Source organism: Pseudoglutamicibacter cumminsii (genome assembly GCF_016907775.1).
Lineage (GTDB): Bacteria > Actinomycetota > Actinomycetes > Actinomycetales > Micrococcaceae > Pseudoglutamicibacter > Pseudoglutamicibacter cumminsii.
In genome coordinates, this window is the sequence record NZ_JAFBCO010000001.1 from 248,999 (window position 1) to 265,001 (window position 16,003).

At 61.8% G+C, this 16,003-nt stretch carries 15 protein-coding genes; 4 read left to right on the forward strand and 11 right to left on the reverse strand.

Annotated elements, in window-relative coordinates:
* The first annotated feature begins 2 nt into the window (after positions 1–2).
* Together JOD50_RS01080 and JOD50_RS01085 are read left to right on the forward strand one after the other, a co-directional pair.
* Positions 3–857 (forward strand): amino acid ABC transporter permease, encoded by an 855-nt coding sequence (locus JOD50_RS01080; RefSeq protein ID WP_204880096.1) that lies wholly within the window; start codon positions 3–5, stop codon positions 855–857.
* A gap of 167 nt (positions 858–1,024) precedes the next feature.
* Positions 1,025–2,518: an MFS transporter gene (locus tag JOD50_RS01085; protein ID WP_338051960.1), complete on the forward strand. Its 1,494-nt coding sequence runs from the start codon at positions 1,025–1,027 to the stop codon at positions 2,516–2,518.
* A gap of 96 nt (positions 2,519–2,614) precedes the next feature.
* Here the strand turns inward: JOD50_RS01085 and JOD50_RS01090 are convergent, their stop codons facing one another.
* The 4 genes from JOD50_RS01090 to JOD50_RS01105 form a co-directional block, all read right to left on the reverse strand.
* Entirely contained in the window at positions 2,615–3,892 is a 1,278-nt protein-coding gene (locus JOD50_RS01090; protein ID WP_204880097.1) for a citrate synthase, read from the reverse strand.
* Between the two features lie 166 nt (positions 3,893–4,058).
* Positions 4,059–5,240, reverse strand: a complete 1,182-nt coding sequence (dapC, locus tag JOD50_RS01095) for a succinyldiaminopimelate transaminase (protein ID WP_204880098.1) — start codon at positions 5,238–5,240, stop codon at positions 4,059–4,061.
* A 78-nt stretch (positions 5,241–5,318) separates the two neighbouring features.
* A complete protein-coding gene (fdxA, locus tag JOD50_RS01100) occupies positions 5,319–5,642 on the reverse strand; it encodes a ferredoxin (protein ID WP_204880099.1) in 324 nt (107 codons plus the stop codon).
* Positions 5,643–5,798: 156 nt separating this feature from the next.
* The gene (locus JOD50_RS01105; RefSeq protein ID WP_204880100.1) at positions 5,799–6,851 is read right to left on the reverse strand and encodes a DUF2332 domain-containing protein; all 1,053 of its coding nucleotides are present in this window, start codon (positions 6,849–6,851) and stop codon (positions 5,799–5,801) included.
* 114 nt (positions 6,852–6,965) lie between these two features.
* Here JOD50_RS01105 and JOD50_RS01110 point away from each other — a divergent pair, with 114 nt between their 5' ends.
* Positions 6,966–7,310, forward strand: a complete 345-nt coding sequence (locus tag JOD50_RS01110; protein WP_204880101.1) for a hypothetical protein — start codon at positions 6,966–6,968, stop codon at positions 7,308–7,310.
* On the opposite strand, the gene JOD50_RS01115 is transcribed toward JOD50_RS01110, so the two are convergent.
* The 3 genes from JOD50_RS01115 to JOD50_RS01125 form a co-directional block, all read right to left on the reverse strand.
* On the reverse strand, positions 7,228–7,680 hold the full coding sequence (locus JOD50_RS01115) for a hypothetical protein (protein ID WP_204880102.1): 453 nt from the start codon (positions 7,678–7,680) through the stop codon (positions 7,228–7,230). The two genes, JOD50_RS01110 and JOD50_RS01115, sit on opposite strands and share 83 nt — an antisense overlap.
* A gap of 97 nt (positions 7,681–7,777) precedes the next feature.
* Positions 7,778–9,676: a translational GTPase TypA gene (gene typA / locus JOD50_RS01120; protein WP_204880103.1), complete on the reverse strand. Its 1,899-nt coding sequence runs from the start codon at positions 9,674–9,676 to the stop codon at positions 7,778–7,780.
* Between the two features lie 52 nt (positions 9,677–9,728).
* On the reverse strand, positions 9,729–9,872 hold the full coding sequence (locus JOD50_RS01125) for a hypothetical protein (RefSeq protein ID WP_204880104.1): 144 nt from the start codon (positions 9,870–9,872) through the stop codon (positions 9,729–9,731).
* A 15-nt stretch (positions 9,873–9,887) separates the two neighbouring features.
* On the opposite strand from JOD50_RS01125, the gene JOD50_RS01130 reads away from it, so the two are divergent.
* Positions 9,888–10,520: a hypothetical protein gene (locus JOD50_RS01130; protein WP_204880105.1), complete on the forward strand. Its 633-nt coding sequence runs from the start codon at positions 9,888–9,890 to the stop codon at positions 10,518–10,520.
* 88 nt (positions 10,521–10,608) lie between these two features.
* Here JOD50_RS01130 and JOD50_RS01135 read toward each other — a convergent pair whose 3' ends face one another.
* The 4 genes from JOD50_RS01135 to JOD50_RS01150 all read right to left on the reverse strand — a co-directional run bounded on the left by JOD50_RS01135 (position 10,609) and on the right by JOD50_RS01150 (position 15,999).
* Complete coding sequence (locus tag JOD50_RS01135; protein WP_420825518.1) at positions 10,609–12,354, reverse strand: dipeptide ABC transporter ATP-binding protein; 1,746 nt, start codon at positions 12,352–12,354, stop codon at positions 10,609–10,611.
* A complete protein-coding gene (locus JOD50_RS01140) occupies positions 12,351–13,283 on the reverse strand; it encodes an ABC transporter permease (RefSeq protein ID WP_109304155.1) in 933 nt (310 codons plus the stop codon). The genes JOD50_RS01135 and JOD50_RS01140 overlap by 4 nt, the downstream gene beginning before the upstream one ends.
* Before the next feature lie 6 nt (positions 13,284–13,289).
* Positions 13,290–14,219, reverse strand: coding sequence for an ABC transporter permease (locus tag JOD50_RS01145; protein WP_101630633.1), 930 nt, complete (start codon positions 14,217–14,219; stop codon positions 13,290–13,292).
* Positions 14,220–14,355: 136 nt separating this feature from the next.
* Positions 14,356–15,999, reverse strand: a complete 1,644-nt coding sequence (locus tag JOD50_RS01150) for an ABC transporter substrate-binding protein (RefSeq protein ID WP_204880106.1) — start codon at positions 15,997–15,999, stop codon at positions 14,356–14,358.
* Positions 16,000–16,003 lie beyond the last annotated feature (4 nt).

The window sequence follows — 16,003 nt, forward strand, 5'->3', positions numbered from 1 at the left end:
CCATGGCGGCTTCAGTTCTCTACGACCAGCCTGGCCCACGCGCCAAAGTCCGCAACCGCATCCTCGCGGTCGCCACCATCCTGGTAGTTGCCGGGATTGTCTGGTTCATCATCAGCCAGTTCGCCGCGGCCGGTCAGTTCGCTCCGCAAAAGTGGGCGTTCCTTCAGTCCCCACGCATCGTGCAGGGCTTCGTGCAGGGCGCGCTCAACACTCTGACCGCGTTCGGGCTTGCTGCTGTGCTGTCGCTTGCGCTCGGATTCATCCTCGCGGTTGGGCGTCTTTCGGATCACGCATGGGTGCGTGCGATCTTCTCGTTCCTCGTTGAGACGTTCCGTGCGATCCCGCTGCTGATCCTCATGATGTTGCTCTACTACGGCCTCCCAACGATCGACATCAAGCTGACGCCGTTCACGGCTGTCGTGATCGCTCTGACCGCCTACAACGGGTCGGTTCTGGCGGAGGCGATCCGCGCAGGTGTTGTCTCGTTGCCGAAGGGGCAAGCGGAAGCCGCGTACGCCGTCGGTATGCGTAAGTACCAGGTCATGACCCTGATCTTGCTGCCGCAGGCCGTGAAGTCGATGCTGCCGGTCATCATCTCCCAGCTCGTTGTGGCTCTCAAGGACACCGCGCTTGGTTTCGTGATCACGTACCAGGAGCTGCTGTACCAGGTGAAGCTCATCGGCAACCAGATCTCCTACGGCTATCCGCTGATCCCTGCAGCGATCGTCGGCGCGGTCATGTACATCGGCTTGTGCCTCATCCTCTCCGGTGTTGCACGCTACGCCGAATACCGCATCAACAAGCAGCCAGGTACTAAGAAGGCTCGCGCGAAGATGGAAAGCGTCCAAGCCTCCTAACTGGGCAGCTTCCTAACTCCGCGGCCGTATAGTCCCGCGCGGGCGTTACGTCGATGCGCCGCGTGATTCCGCTGCGCCGCTTAGCTTGGCCATAACCGACCAGCTGGGTGGCGCATCGGCTGTTTAATGCCGGTTAGTTCGTGTGTGCCGTGTGACATACTTTGTCCGTGACTACTGATAATCAAGCATTTTCTCCGGTCCAGCGGCATCTGTTGACGGTGACGCTGATTCCGATGTTTATGACGCTTCTGAGCGTCTCGATTGTCAACGTCATTCTCCCGTCGATCAAGACGAGCCTGGGCGCAGATGATTCGCAGCTCCAGTGGGTTGTCTCCGGCTACGCTCTGGCCTTCGGTGTCCTGCTGGTTGCCGCGGGCCGCGCAGGCGACGTGTATGGCCGTGGACGGTTGTTCGTGGCCGGCTTGGCGGTGTTCGGTCTCGGCTCGCTTCTGGCGGGGCTCGCGCCGAACACTGCCGTACTCAATGTTGCCCGTGCGCTCACGGGTCTAGGTTCTGGCGCTCTGGGCCCGCAGATCATCGGCCTGATCCAGCAGTTCTTTAGCGGACCTAAGCGCGGCAGGGCGTTCGGCCTCTTCGGTGCCGTGGTGGGTGTCTCTGTTGCGATCGGCCCAGTCCTGGGTGGCCTGCTCATCCAGATCTTCGGCGCTGACTGGGGTTGGCGCGCCTCGATCCTCATCAACGTTCCGATCGCGGCTTTCGCGATCCTCATGTCGAAGAAATGGTTCCCTGCGGGGGCGTGGGAGCCGGTGCCGGCTGCGGATCAGCCTGCGGGTATCCAGCCCGATGGCGTTGAGGTCTCGCGAGGCCGTGCCAAGGCCGACGTCGACCCCGTCGGCATCATCCTATTCGGCTTGTCCGTGCTGCTTGTGATGCTGCCGTTCATGGAAGCGCGCGCTTCGGCCTGGTTCTGGGCGGCGTTGCCACTCGGGCTCATCGTGTTGGTCGTGTGGGTCTTCTGGGAGCGCTCCTATGAACGCCGCGGCCGCTCCCCGATGGTTGATATGAACCTGTTCAAGACCCGTTCGTTCGCCAACGGAACCGCGCTGATCTCTGTGCATTTCACGGGCATGCCCGCTATCTGGTTGATCGTGGCTGTCTATATGCAGAACGGGCAGGGCAAGTCCGCTCTAGCAGCGGGCGCGATCGGCTTGCCTGCCGCGATCCTGTCTGCGGCAACATCCGCGATCGCTGGCCGCCACATCGTGCGTTTGGGCCGCATCCTGGTGGTCACCGCTCAGTTTGTGGTGCTTGTGGGGCTCCTGGGGAGCATCCTGGTGATCTGGATGATCGAGACCTGGGATATCTCCGTGTGGTGGCTCATGATCCCGCTCGCGTTCGCTGGTGGTGCTCAGGGTGCTGTGATTAGCCCTAACCAGACTCTTACCCTGGCCGATGTGCCGGTTCAGTACGCGGGGTCCGCAGGCGGCGTCATGCAGACGGGGCAGCGTGTTGGTACCGCGATTGGTCTTGCGTTGGTCACGGGCATCGTGTTTGCGAGCGCGGCGGCAACCGGCAACTGGGATCACGCAACGATGACCGGTTTCGCTGCCGTGTTCGCGATTGTTGCGCTCGCTACCGCGCTCGGTGTGTTGGATCTGTTCCAGTCGCGCAAGGAACGCCGGGACCGCTACGGCGCCTAACTGTAGGGGCGCCACGGCGCACAACTAGCTCTGCAGATAACGAGAGGGGCTCCACCACGTGAACCGTGGTGGAGCCCCTCTCGTTGCGGCTTGACGTTACGCGTTCGGGTAGTCGCGCTGCGTGTAGCCGGTGTAGATCTGGCGTGGACGGCCGATCTTACGCTCTGGGTCCTGCATCATTTCACGCCACTGGGCAATCCAGCCTGGGAGGCGGCCGATCGCGAACAGGACGGTGAACATCTTCTCTGGGAAGCCCATCGCCTTGTAGATCAGGCCCGTGTAGAAGTCCACGTTCGGGTAGAGCTTGCGCTCGATGAAGTAATCATCGCTGAGCGCCTTCTCTTCCAGGGTCATCGCGATGTCGAGCAGCTCGTTGGAGCCGTGCTTCTCGAGGACGCGGTGCGCGGTTTCCTTGACGATCTTCGCGCGTGGGTCGTAGGACTTGTATACGCGGTGGCCGAAGCCCATGAGGCGGATGCCGGCTTCCTTGTTCTTGACCTTCTCCATGAAGTCAGCTGGGTCGAGGCCCTCAGCCTGGATCTGCTTGAGCATGTGCAGAACGGCCTCGTTCGCGCCGCCGTGAGCTGGGCCGAACAGAGCGTTGATGCCCGCGGAAACGGAAGCGAACAGGTTCGCGTCAGCGGAGCCGACCATGCGGACCGTAGAGGTCGAGCAGTTCTGCTCGTGGTCTGCATGCAGGATCAGCAGCTGATCAAGCGCGCGCACCATCTCTGGGTCCAGCTCGTACGGCTCCGCTGGGTTAGCGAAGCACAAGCGGATGAAGTTCTCAACGAGGTTGAGTGAGTTGTCTGGGTAGAGCAGCGCGCGGCCCATCGACTTCTTCAACGCGTATGCAGCGATGACCGGGACCTTACCCATGAGGCGGGTCGTGGACAGTTCGATCTGTTCGTCATCGAACGGATCCAGGGAGTCCTGGTACCAGGTCGAGAGCGCGGACACTGCCGAGGACAGCAGCGGCATCGGGTGTGCATCGCGTGGGAAGCCGTCAAAGAAGTTGCGCATTTCCTCGTGCAGGAGGGTGCGGCGGCGGATGCTCTGGTCCCATTCTTCGTACTGCTCGGCGGTTGGGAGTTCGCCGTTGATGAGCAGGTAGGAGGTCTCCAGGAAGTTCGACTTCTCAGCGAGCTGCTCGATCGGGTAGCCGCGGTAACGCAGGATTCCCTCTTCACCGTCGATGTAGGTGATGGCCGACTTGGTCGAGGCCGTGTTCATGTACCCCGGGTCGTACGTTACTGCGCCGGTTTCTTTACGCAGCGGAGCGATTGCCAGGCCTTCGTTGCCTTCTGCCGCTTCCACAACGCCGAGGTCGAGCTGCTTCTCGGCATAGCTCAACTGTGCATTCGCATCAGTCATGTGGAGTGCCTCCTGAGTGAGTTAGTTGACGTGCCTCGCGGTGCGCCGGTGACGTCCGGGCACACGGATGGCTCTCTTATACCGTATCTTGTCCGGGCTTCACCTGCGACCTGAGCGCAGTATTTTGCCACGGGCTGAGTGGTTTTATGGCGCTGTGTGACGCGCGTTACGTGAGCCGCTCTACCGCGGTTTTGATGCGTTCGTCCGATGCGGTGAGGGCTATGCGGACGTGCTTGGTTCCGTGCGGGCCATAGAACGCGCCGGGTCCTGCGATGATGCCGCGGTCGGCGAGCCACCCGATGGTGTCCCAGCAGTCTTCGCCGCGGGTCGCCCACAGGTAGAGGCCGGCTTCGGAATGGTCGATGGTGAAGCCAGCGGACTCGAGCGCGGACTTCAGCTGTTCGTGGCGGGCGCGGTAGAGGTTTTTCTGTTGCGCGACGTGTTGGTCGTCTGCGAGGCCGACCGTCATTGCGTGCTGGACTGGGCCGGGGATCATCATGCCGGCATGTTTGCGGGTGTTGATGAGGTCCGGCATGAGTTCCGGGGCGCCGGTGACGAACGCGGCGCGGTAGCCGGCGAGGTTCGATTGCTTGGACATCGAATAGATCCCCAGAAGCCCGGTCAGGTCTCCCCCGTTGACTTCCGTATCCAGGATCGAGGGGACGGAGTCTTCCCATTCGCCCCACCCGAGTTCCGCGTAGCATTCGTCCGAGGCGATGATCGCGCCGATCTCGCGCGCGTCGCGCACCCAACGTGCGAGGTCCTCGCGGCTCAGTACGGAGCCGGTCGGGTTGCCGGGCGAGTTCAGGTAGATGAGCTTGACGCGGGAACGCGTCTCGTCATCCAGCTCGTCCAAGGAATCAGCCGATACAGCCTCGGCTCCGGCCAGCGTCGCACCTACCGCGTACGTCGGGTACGCGACCCGCGGGCAGACCACGACGTCCGCTTTTTCATTGCCTCCGCTGTTTCCATGAGCACCGTGCGCACCGAGCCCCGAGATGAGTGGCAACCACGCGATGAACTCCTTGGAACCCACCACCGGCATGACCATGTCCGCGGTCACGTCGGCCGCATTGCGGCGTCGTCGCCACCACTGAGCGATCGCTTCCCGCAGCTCAGGGGTGCCTTGCGTGGTGGGGTAGCCTGGCGAGTCCGTGGCCGCGGCCAAAGCATCCTGGAGGATCTTCGGCGTTGGATCCACGGGCGTACCGATCGAAACATCAACCGCACCGCCCGGGTGGGCTTGGGCGCGCTCGCGGTACGGCGCCAGAAGCTCCCACGGGTAATCGGGAAGATGCAACCCAAACGCCGTAGATGGCTGGGTTGAGGGTCGGTCAGTTGTGCTCATGGATTCCTTGCGATGGGCGGCTCGGCCTTGCGATGGGCGCGGTTTAGCCTTGACGGAGCGCGGCCTTAGTGGTGGCTTCTAGCCCTGGTTCTGTGGTGGCAGGGCGTCGATGAATGGGTGGTCGAAGTCGAATGCACCCGAGCGCGCGGCGCCGCCTGGCGAGCCGATCTCGTCGAAGAAGTCCACGTTGGCTTTGTAGTATTCGGCCCACTCTTCTGGGACGTCGTCTTCGTAGTAGATGGCTTCCACGGGGCAGACCGGTTCGCATGCGCCGCAGTCAACGCATTCATCCGGATGGATGTAGAGCATGCGGTTGCCTTCATAGATGCAGTCGACTGGGCATTCGTCAATGCACGCCTTGTCTTTCAAGTCCACACAGGGCTGCGCAATGATGTAGGTCACGCTTGTCGCCTTACCTTTCCACGGTGGGATAGTGGTTGAAACTGTTGAGCCTCAGTTTAGTAGCCTGCGCGGTTGTTGCCTAAGCCGGCGCGGCACACATGACGGTCAACGTGACGGGGTACATGAAAGGGCCGGGGCTACAGGAAAGGATCTGAGCTACAGGAAAGGATCCACGCGACGTAGTGCTTCGAAGCTTTGCCCGTGGGTGCCGACGAGCGCGGCTGGCTTCCCGTTGACCGCGAGGGTTACGCGGTGGTCAAACGGGGTTTTGTGGCGTTGGTCTACCCACGGCAGAACGCCGTACGGTTCGGATGAGATCCACGTGATGTTGGGGAATTCGGCGAGCGCTGTGCGGAAGGCTTCGCGGTGTTCTGGGCTGAGGTAGTACAGAACCCAGGTGTGGAAGACCACGATGCGGGCCTCGGCTGGCGCTTGCCGGATGAGTTCGGGGACGGCTTCAACGAGGTCGCCGGCGACGATGCGGGCAGGTTCCTCCAGCGCGATGCGGGCGGCGGCGTAGAGCCGGTCCCTCCGTTCTTGGTGCTCGGGCCAGATGAGGGTTTCGAGCCACGCGAGTTCCTCGGCGTCTGCGAGGTTGAGCGGGTTGAGGTCTGCTCCTGCGCGGTAGGCGACTTCTGGGATGTGGTCTGGGACCCAGTCCGCGTCGATCGCGGCCGGGAGGGTCACGGTGGAAGGCCCGTCTTTGGGGTGGAGTTCTACAGTTTCCCCTGCGGTTGTCGTGTACGCGTAGGAATAGCGGTCCGGGTAGAGGCACAGGCCAGCGCTAGCGCCGGCTTCAATCAGTGAGAGCGGTGCCCGCTCCCCCGCCGACTGGCCACCCGCATCGGCTGCCGTTGGGGCTACTGCCGTACCAAGCCGATCGAGTCGCGAAAGAATCGGCAGCATGACGGCGCATCGGTTGGCTTCATTGGTTTGCGTCGCGCGTTGCAGAACCTCTGGCTTGACCTCGTCCCAGTGCGTCAAAAGCCAGGCGCGGAACTGCTCATAGTCGCCTCCTGGGGCTCCCTTGAGCCGTGCCGCCGCGAATACGAGGTTCGGCTGGATTTTGAGCCCCGGCAACTCGGAAAGCAAAGCGAGAACTGCGGGGTCTTGAGATACTCCCCGAGCCCATTGGTCGTAGGTTGCAGAGATGCCTCGGGCTTCGGCCTCAGCAAAGTGGCGGTAGGTTGCCGCGATATTGGCATACATGGCCACAAGGCTATGTCCCAGGCCGATGGTCAACCCATCGGAACGCAATATTTGTTCTTCTTGAGACTTGCATCTCACCGTCACCGCACACGGGCTGTGTGACATGATCGCTGTATGGCTGACCTGTTTGACGCGCTCGGTGTTGGCGCGCGTGTTGTGGCGCGGTATCGCTTGCCGGATGAGACGCTGACGGACGCTTTGGGCGAGATCGTCTACATCGGTTCAGCTGAGGATTATGTGCCCGATGCGGACAGCCTTCACGCGGAGTCTGAGGCTTCCGCTCCGGTCGGTGTGGGCAGGATGGGTGCGGGCAGGATTGTTGTGGTGCGTACGCGCCGTGGTGACGTGTTTGTTCCGACGGCGCGGGTCACGCACGCTAAGCCTGTTCCGCCTCCGCCGCAGAGGCGTGCGCCGCGCCGCTCACCTGAGCAGCGCGGGCCTCGCGTTGACGCCGGCTGAGGATTTTCATAACGGCGAGTGAGGCGAGCACTGTCGCGAGGATGACCCCGGCAAAGAGGGCCAACGCCGCGATGTAGGCGCCCGGTGCATTGTTGCGCGTGAACTCGTTGATGGGTGCGATCACGATGTTCGTTGTGGACAGCGAGAGCGCCCCGATCGTTGCGAACGCTATCGCGCCGATGGCACCCGGGACCCAGAGCCGTCCGGTGAAGCTACCCCACCACAGGCCCGCCGCGAGGACGGCGAGCGCTGAGAGCACGGCGCCCCATGGGAGCACGATGAGCGTTTCATTCATTGTGCCTGCCCAATAGTGGGTGTGCCAGAGCACCCCGGAGATCCCGGACATCAACCCGAGCAGGATTGTCAGCACGATGCTCAGCGTGGCTGAAGGGCCGGCTGGCTCGGCTGGTACGGGGGCTGATGCTCCGAGGGGTGACTCTCCGGGGGTTGATGCTCCGGCGGTTGGGTTAGTTCTTTGCACGCCTGCGGGCCTCGCGCATACGGTCGGCGGAGTTGAGGATGACCTTGCGGATGCGGATCGCTTCCGGGGTCACTTCAACGCATTCGTCTTCGGCAGCGAATTCGAGGGACTCTTCGAGCGTGAGTACGCGTGGGGGCGTGAGTCCTTCGAAGGAGTCGGCGGAAGCAGCGCGCATGTTGGTCTGCTTCTTTTCTTTGGTGACGTTGACTTCCATGTCTTCGTTGCGCGTGTTTTCACCCACCACCATGCCTTCGTAGACTTCCTGCGTTGGCTGGACGAAGAACGTCATGCGTTCTTGCAGGTTGATCATCGCGTATGGGGTGGCCACGCCTGCGCGGTCAGAGATGATCGAGCCGGTGTTACGGTATTCGATTTCGCCGGCCCATGGCTCGTAGCCTGCGGAGATGGTATTCGCGATGCCTGCGCCGTGGGTCAGGGTCAAGAACGTGCTGCGGAAGCCGATGAGGCCGCGGGCTGGCACGGTGAAGACCATGCGGACCCAGCCGGAGCCGTGGTTGGTCATTTCCTGCATGCGTCCCTTGCGTGCCGCGAGCAGCTGGGTCACGGCGCCGAGGTAGTCCTCTGGGGTGTCGATGGTGATTTCTTCCATCGGTTCGTGGACCTTGCCGTCGATCTCGCGGGTCACAACCTGCGGCTTGCCGACGGTGAGTTCGAAGCCTTCGCGGCGCATCTGCTCCACGAGGATGGACAGCGCGAGCTCGCCACGGCCCTGGACTTCCCACGCGTCTGGGCGTTCGGTTGGCAGGACCTTGAGCGAAACGTTACCGATGAGCTCACGGTCGAGGCGGTCCTTGACCTGGCGGGCGGTGACTTTAGCGCCCTTGACGCGGCCGGCCATCGGCGAGGTGTTGATACCGATGGTCATCGAGATCGCTGGATCATCGATGTGGATGGCAGGTAGCGGGCGCGGGTCGTTGAGGTCGGTGATGGTGTCACCGATCATGATGTTTTCGATGCCGGCGACAGCCACGATTTCGCCCGGGCCGGCTTCTTGCGCTGGGACACGCTCGAGCCCACGGGTTTCGAGCAGCTCGGTGATCTTCACGGAGCGCTGGTCGCCGTGGTGGATCCATGCGACGTTCTGGCCCTTCTTGAGGGTTCCGCCGTGGATGCGCAGGAGTGCGAGGCGACCCAGGAATGGGGACGCGTCGAGGTTGGTCACGTGTGCCTGCAGAACGCCGTCGTCTTCGTAGGACGGCGCTGGGACGTGCTTCATGATGGTCTCAAACAGCGGTTCAAGGTCTTCGCTGTTTGGAAGCTCGCCGTCGGCTGGCTGTTCGAGCGATGCGCGGCCGGCCTTACCGGATGCGTACACGACTGGCAGCTCGAGGATCGAGTCGATGTCGAGGTCCGGGACCTCTTCCGCGATATCGGAAGCGAGGCCGAGCAACAGGTCCATGGTTTCGGAGACCACGCCGTCGATGCGGGCGTCAGGGCGGTCTGTCTTGTTGACGACCAGGATCACTGGCTTGCGTGCTTCAAGCGTCTTGCGGAGCACAAAGCGGGTCTGCGGAAGCGGGCCCTCGGAGGAGTCCACGAGCAGGACCACGCCGTCGACCATCGAGAGGCCGCGTTCCACTTCCCCACCGAAGTCGGCATGCCCTGGGGTGTCGATCACGTTGATCGTGACGTCTTTGCCGTCTGAAGCTGGGCCGTTGTAGAACACCGTGGTGTTCTTGGCGAGGATGGTGATCCCCTTTTCGCGTTCGAGTTCGCCGGAGTCCATCACGCGGTCTTCTTGTTCGCCGTGTGCGGCGAATGCTCCAGTGGTGCGGAGCATGGCGTCTACCAGAGTGGTTTTGCCGTGATCAACGTGTGCAACGATCGCAACGTTACGGAGGTCCTCGCGTGAGGCACGTGCCATAAGGGGTTCCTTCAGCTTGTTCGTGGGGCCGCCGTGTTGCGGCCAGCGTGTATTAACAGCGTGATTGCAATTCTACTCTGCTGTTGGCCGCGCCGTTGCGCGAGGTGCTGTGAAGCGTGCCGTTGCGCGGGGTGATGTTGGCCGCGCCGTTGCGCGGGCTGTCGCGCGCGGTTTTCACGTCGCGACCGGAACGCATGGCACGATTATTCCTATGATCGTTTCTCCGTTGACGTTGACCCGTAACTTGTCTGGCTGGATTCTGGGCGTGGTTGTTCTTGGCTTTGGCGCTTTCGCGGCCGTGGATGCGTTTGCGCGCGGTTTTTTCTATGCGGGTGTCGCGACGTCGTTCGGCACGTTGGCGTTGGTGATGCTTGTCGCTTGGACGCTAATTTTGCCACGGCTCGTGGTGGAGCCGGAGGCGGTCGTGGTGCATAACGCGACGAGTGTGGTTCGGATTCCGTGGGCTAGGTTGCGTGAGGCGCAGGATGTTTATTTCGTTGAGTTGACTGATACCGATGGCGTGGTGACTCGCGTGTGGTCGGCGCCTGTTCAGGGCATGGGTCAGCGGCGTAAGGCTTTGCGTGCGAAGGCGGCTGACGCTGATTTGTTGCGTCATGGTGTTGATCCGAGCCAGGTTGAGGATCGCGCCGCTAAGTTGCGTGAGGGGCAGGGTATTTCCGCTCAGGTGATGCGGTATAAGGATGCCCAGTTGAAGGCTGTTGAGGCTGGTGAGCTGGATGCCGATGCTGTGAACGCTGAGGTCACGAAAACGTGGCTTTCGCTTCAGTGGATCATGTTCGGTGTGGTTACAGTGGCCACGGTCGTGCTGTTGGTGATCGCTTAGTTAGTTAACGCTTAACTCGTGAGTTTAAACGCTGTGGGGTGTTGACCGATGCCCGGTCAACACCCCACAGCATTTAAGATGCTCGGCGTCAGCTGCCGAATACGAAGTCTCCGCCTGGGATCGCTTCGAGCAAGTCGCGTGTGTACTGTTCCTTCGGGTTGTCGAAGACCTCGTCGGTGGAGGCTTGCTCAACCACTTGGCCGTTCTTCATCACGGTGACTTGGTCGGCGACCATGCGCACGACTGCGAGGTCGTGAGTGATGAACAGGTAGGTCAATCCGAGCTCGGTCTGCAGATCGGCTAGCAGGTTAAGGACCTGACCTTGGACTAGCACATCGAGTGCGGACACGGCTTCGTCGAGAACCAGCACCTCGGGCTTGAGCGAGAGCGCACGTGCGATTGCGATGCGCTGACGCTGACCACCCGAAAGCTCACCTGGGTAGCGGTTTGCTGTCGCTTTCGGAAGCGATACCTGGTTCAGGAGCTCTTCGACCGTCTTGCGGCGGCTGCGGCGGTCGCCGATCTTGTGCGTTTCGAGCGGTTCCGCGATCGAGGCGCCGATCGAACGCATCGGGTCCAGGGTTCCGTATGGGTCCTGGAACACCGGCTGAACGCGGCGACGGAACGCGAGCAGATCCTTCTGCGGCCAGTTCGCAACGTCCTTGCCGTCGAAGGTCATGGTTCCTTCGGTGATGTCCTCGAGTTTGAGGAACATCTTCGCCAGCGTTGACTTACCGGACCCCGATTCGCCGACAACGCCCATCGTGGTTCCCCGTGGGATCTGCAGCGAGACCTTGTCCACGGCCTTGAAGTCGGTGGTTTTGAGGCCCTTTTCGCGGATCTTGTACACCTTGGTGACGTCGGTGAATTCGATGAGGGGGTTTTCATCGACTCGCTTGACGTCCGGGGTTTCCTCGTGACGACGTAGCAGCTTCTCGTCTGCGCCCATCGCGACGTCGTCGCCTTCCTGCACCTTTTGGATGCGGCGGGAAGCCAGCGACGGCGCGGCACCGACGAGGCGCTTGGTGTACGGGTGCATCGGGTTGGCGAGGATCTCCTTGGAGTCCCCGTATTCGACGACCTGCCCCTTGTACATCACCACGAGTTTCTCGGCGCGCTCAGCTGCGAGGCCGAGGTCGTGGGTGATGAAGATGACCGAGGTGCCGTGTTCGCGGGTCAATTCACCGAGGTGGTCGAGGATGCGACGCTGCACGGTGACGTCGAGCGCGGAAGTCGGTTCGTCGGCGACCAGCAGGCGCGGGTTCGCAGACATGCCGATGCCGATCAGTACGCGCTGGCGCATACCGCCGGAGAACTGGTGCGGGTACTGCTTGAGGCGGCCTTCAGGCTTCGGAAGGCCGGCTTCCTTGAGAACCTCGATGACGCGTTCGCGTGCAGCTTTTCCGCGCAGTGACGTGTTCGCTTCGATGGTCTCTTGGACCTGGAAGCCGATGTTCCACACCGGGTTGAGGTTGGACATCGGGTCCTGCGGGACGTAGCCGATTTCGCGGCCGCGGATTTCTTCGAGCTTCTTGCGTGGCGCCTTGGTGAGGTCGATGCCGTTGAAGGTCGCCTTACCGCCGGTGATGCTGCCGTTGGATGCGAGCAGGCCGAGGATCGCGGTCACGGACGTGGATTTACCGGAACCGGATTCACCAACGATCGCGAGGTTTTCGCCCTGGAAGAGCTCGAAGCTCACGCCGCGCACGGCGTGCACTGGGCCCGCTTGCGTTGAGAAGGTGACTTCGAGGTCTTTGACGTCCAGCAGCGGCGTGCGGTCGTCTGTTGCGTCGGTGACTGGCTGGGTGTTCTCGTTCATGTTCTGATCTTTCATCGGCGTGCCCTCGCCTTCGGGTCAAGCGCGTCTCGGACCACGTCGCCTAGCAGCAGGAAGGAGAGAACTGTGATGGCGAGTGCGCCTGCCGGGTAGAACAGCAGGTTTGGCGCGGTGCGGATGACGTTCTGTGCCGTGGAGATGTCGAAGCCCCACGAGATGACCTCTGGCGGCAGGCCCACGCCCAGGAAGGACAGGGTTGCTTCCGCGACGATGTAGGTACCCATTGACACGGTCGCGATCACGATGACGGGTGCCAGGGAGTTCGGGATCACGTGGCGGATGAGGTTCTTGCCGCGGGATACGCCGAGTGCGATGCCTGCGGTCACGAAGTCTTGCTGCTTGGCTGTGAGCACAGCGCCGCGCATGATGCGGGCGACTTGCGGCCAGCCGAAGACTGCGAGCGTGAGCGAGAGCATCACGACGCCGCGGCCGAATGGAGCGATCTGCATCATAACGATCGCGCCGAGCACGGATGGGATCGCGAAGAAGATGTCGCCGAGACGGGAGATCACGGCGTCGAGCCAGCCGCCGAAGTAGCCGGCGATCGCGCCGATGGTCGCACCGATGAGGGTTGCGAGCGCGGTGGAGAGCAGGCCAACGGTCAGCGATGCGCGGGTTCCGTAGATCACGCGCGTGTAGACATCACAGCCTTGCTTGTCGAAGCCGAACGGATGCCCCGGGCTTGGTGCCGCGAGCGAGTTCCGGAGTTCGCACGCTGCACCCGATGGGTCACCTGAGGTGAACAGCTGCGGGAACAGGGCGACGAAGATGATGAGCGCAACGAGCACGAGGCAGATCCACGTGATGACTCGCTTGCGCATGTCGCGCCAGGCGTCTGACCAGACGCTGGTTGGCTTCGCGGAGACGTCGACCTCGTCGACGCTCTGCAGCGGGGTCTCTTCAATGGGGGCTACATAACGCTTCATGGAGCATCACTTCCCGTAACGAATGCGCGGGTCAAGCACCGCATAGAGGATATCGACCAGCAGGTTGGCGAGCATGAAGATGATCACCATGACCGCAACGAAGGAGACCACGGTTGGGCCTTCTCCTCGGATGACCGCCTGGTAGACGGTGCCACCAACGCCTGGGATGTTGAAGATACCTTCGGTGACGATCGCGCCAACCATGAGGGAGCCGAGGTCGATGCCGAGGTAGGTCACCACGGGGATGAGCGAGTTACGCAGTACGTGGACGCGGATCACTCGGCCGCGTGAGAGGCCCTTGGCGGTTGCGGTGCGGACGAAGTCGGCACCGACGTTTTCGGCGACGGATGCGCGGGTGAGTCGCAGGACGTTCGCGATGGATACAGATGCGAGAACCGCCGCGGGCGCGATCATTTGCGTCCATGGTCCGTTACCGGAGATGGATGGCGGGATGATGTCCCACTTCACGCCGAGGAAGTACTGGACTAGGAAACCCACGACGAAGGTTGGTACCGAGATCAGCAGCAGCGAAAGGACCAGCGCGACGCTGTCGGTGATACCGCCCTTGCGCAGGCCTGCGACGAGGCCGAAGGTGATGCCGATGATCGCTTCGAAGATGAGGGCGAGTACGGCCAGGGTCGCGGTGAGCGGGAACGCTTCAGCCATGACGTCGGAGACTGCACGGCCTGTATAGGTTGTGCCTAGGTCGCCGGTGAAGACGCCGCCGATCCAGATGAGGTACTGGATCAGGACTGGCTTGTCGAGGTTGTATTGTTCACGAATTTCTTGGATGACAGCCGGGGATGGAGCTTTGCCATCGAACAGGGCCGCGATCGGGTCGCCTGGCAACGCGAAGACCATCAGGTAGATGAGAAGCGTTGCACCAAAGAAGACCGGGATCAGCTGTAGCAGTCGTCGGCCGATGTACCAGAGCATGGGTGCCTCGGTTTCGGGGTTTGGTGTTCGGTTTCGGTTCGGGGTGGCTTAGACACGCTGACACCGCTGCGTGCGTTCTTTGCCCGCTCGCAGCGGTGTCAGACGTGTGTGAAGCCTCGTCACATGGGAGCTAGTTTTACTCGCTCTTGGTGACTTCGGTGTAGATCGGCACGGAGTTCCAGCCGAATTCAACGTTGTCTACCTTGCTGCTCCAGACACCGTTGACGTTGTTGTACCAGAGTGGGATAGCTGGCAGGTCGTTGAGCAGGGTCGACTGTGCCTTTGCGTAGAGCTCGTCTGCCTGCTCTGGGCTGTCAGCGGATCCAGCCTGCTCGAGGTAGCCGTCGAATTCCTTCGAGGTGTAACGGCCGTAGTTCGAGCCAGCGCCGGTCTTGTAGAGCGGTGCGAGGAAGTTGATCTGCGATGGGTAGTCCGACTGCCAACCGGAGCGCATTGCGCCGGTCATCTTGTCGCTGTCCTGGTCGTCCAGCAGGCCCTTGAAGGCTGGGTAGGACTTACCCTGAGCCTTGATGCCGAGGTTGCGCGAGAGCTGGTTGGAGAGGGCGTCGACCCATTCCTGGTGGCCGCCGTCAGCGTTGTAGGCGATGGTGAAGGTGCCTTCGTACTTGCTGATCTTGTCGGCTTCAGCCCAGCGCTTCTTAGCTTCTTCTGGGTTGAACTTCAGGACGTCGTTACCTTCGGCGTTCTTACCCCAGTTGTCCCAGCCTTCAAGCACTGGGGAGGTGAAGTCGGATGCCGGGGTACGGGTACCGTCGAAGAGGGTCTTGGTGATCTCTTCACGGTCGATGGCCATGGAGATGGCCTGGCGGCGCAGCTTGCCTTCTTCGTCGTTCTTGAAGTGATCCAGGTACTGCGGGATCGTGAAGGACTGGAAGATTGCTGCTGGCTGGTTGACGTTGCGGCCGTCGAAGTCTGCCTTGTAGGTCGCGAAGTTCGATGGGTCGATCTGGTCGAGGATGTCGAGGCGATCGGCCTGGGTGTCAGCGTATGCGGTCTTAGCGGACTCGTAGAAGGTGATTTCCACGCCGCCGTTCTTTGGCTCGCGTGGGCCCTTGTAGGAGTCGGACTTGACGAGCTTGACGCCCTGGTTGTGCTTCCAAGCGCCTTCGGATTCGAACTTGTATGGGCCGTTGCCGATAGGGTTTTCACCGAACTTCTTCATGTCCTTGAACGCGGACTCTGGCAGTGGCACGAATGCGGAGTAGCCGATGCGCTTGAGGAAGTCAGCTTCTGGGTTGATGAGTTCTACGGTGAACTCGGTGTCGGAGACCTTCTTGAGGCCGGTGAGTTCTGCGCCCTTCTTGTCTGCCGAGTAGCCCTTGATGTTATCGAAGAAGTACTGGCCACCCTGGGCGTTAGCGACGTCGGCGCCGTAGTTCCATGCCTTGATGAAGGAATCGGAGGTGACTGGGGTGCCGTCGGAGAACTTGAGGCCTTCCTTAAGCTTGACGGTCCAGACGGTGTTGTCATCGTTTGGTTCGATGGACTCTGCCTGGTCCATGCGTGGGGTGCCGTCAGCTTCGAAGGAGACGAGGCCCGCGAAGATGAGGTCGATGATTTTACCGCCGCCAACCTCGGTGGTGTTGGTTGGGATCAGCGGGTTCTGTGGCTCAGTGCCGTTGGTGGTGATGATGGCGTCTGGGTTGGCTTCTCCCCCACCGTTGCCCTTTTCGCCGCCGCCTCCGCCGCCGCACGCAGCGAGTCCGAGTGCGGAAATTGCGAGAACAGAAAGAGCGGAAATCTTCCGGTTGTTCTTCACGTAT

What these genes read in the sequence shown, in the direction of transcription:
- JOD50_RS01105 (WP_204880100.1), bottom strand. Translation starts at nt 6,851, where the DNA reads ATGTATGCCAATATCGCGGCAACCTACCGCCACTTTGCTGAGGCCGAA.
- JOD50_RS01110 (WP_204880101.1), top strand. Translation starts at nt 6,966, where the DNA reads ATGGCTGACCTGTTTGACGCGCTCGGTGTTGGCGCGCGTGTTGTGGCG.
- JOD50_RS01090 (WP_204880097.1), bottom strand. Translation starts at nt 3,892, where the DNA reads ATGACTGATGCGAATGCACAGTTGAGCTATGCCGAGAAGCAGCTCGAC.
- dapC (WP_204880098.1), bottom strand. Translation starts at nt 5,240, where the DNA reads ATGAGCACAACTGACCGACCCTCAACCCAGCCATCTACGGCGTTTGGG.
- JOD50_RS01125 (WP_204880104.1), bottom strand. Translation starts at nt 9,872, where the DNA reads ATGCGTTCCGGTCGCGACGTGAAAACCGCGCGCGACAGCCCGCGCAAC.
- typA (WP_204880103.1), bottom strand. Translation starts at nt 9,676, where the DNA reads ATGGCACGTGCCTCACGCGAGGACCTCCGTAACGTTGCGATCGTTGCA.
- JOD50_RS01130 (WP_204880105.1), top strand. Translation starts at nt 9,888, where the DNA reads ATGATCGTTTCTCCGTTGACGTTGACCCGTAACTTGTCTGGCTGGATT.
- JOD50_RS01145 (WP_101630633.1), bottom strand. Translation starts at nt 14,219, where the DNA reads ATGCTCTGGTACATCGGCCGACGACTGCTACAGCTGATCCCGGTCTTC.
- JOD50_RS01135 (WP_420825518.1), bottom strand. Translation starts at nt 12,354, where the DNA reads ATGAAAGATCAGAACATGAACGAGAACACCCAGCCAGTCACCGACGCA.
- JOD50_RS01140 (WP_109304155.1), bottom strand. Translation starts at nt 13,283, where the DNA reads ATGAAGCGTTATGTAGCCCCCATTGAAGAGACCCCGCTGCAGAGCGTC.
- JOD50_RS01080 (WP_204880096.1), top strand. Translation starts at nt 3, where the DNA reads ATGGCGGCTTCAGTTCTCTACGACCAGCCTGGCCCACGCGCCAAAGTC.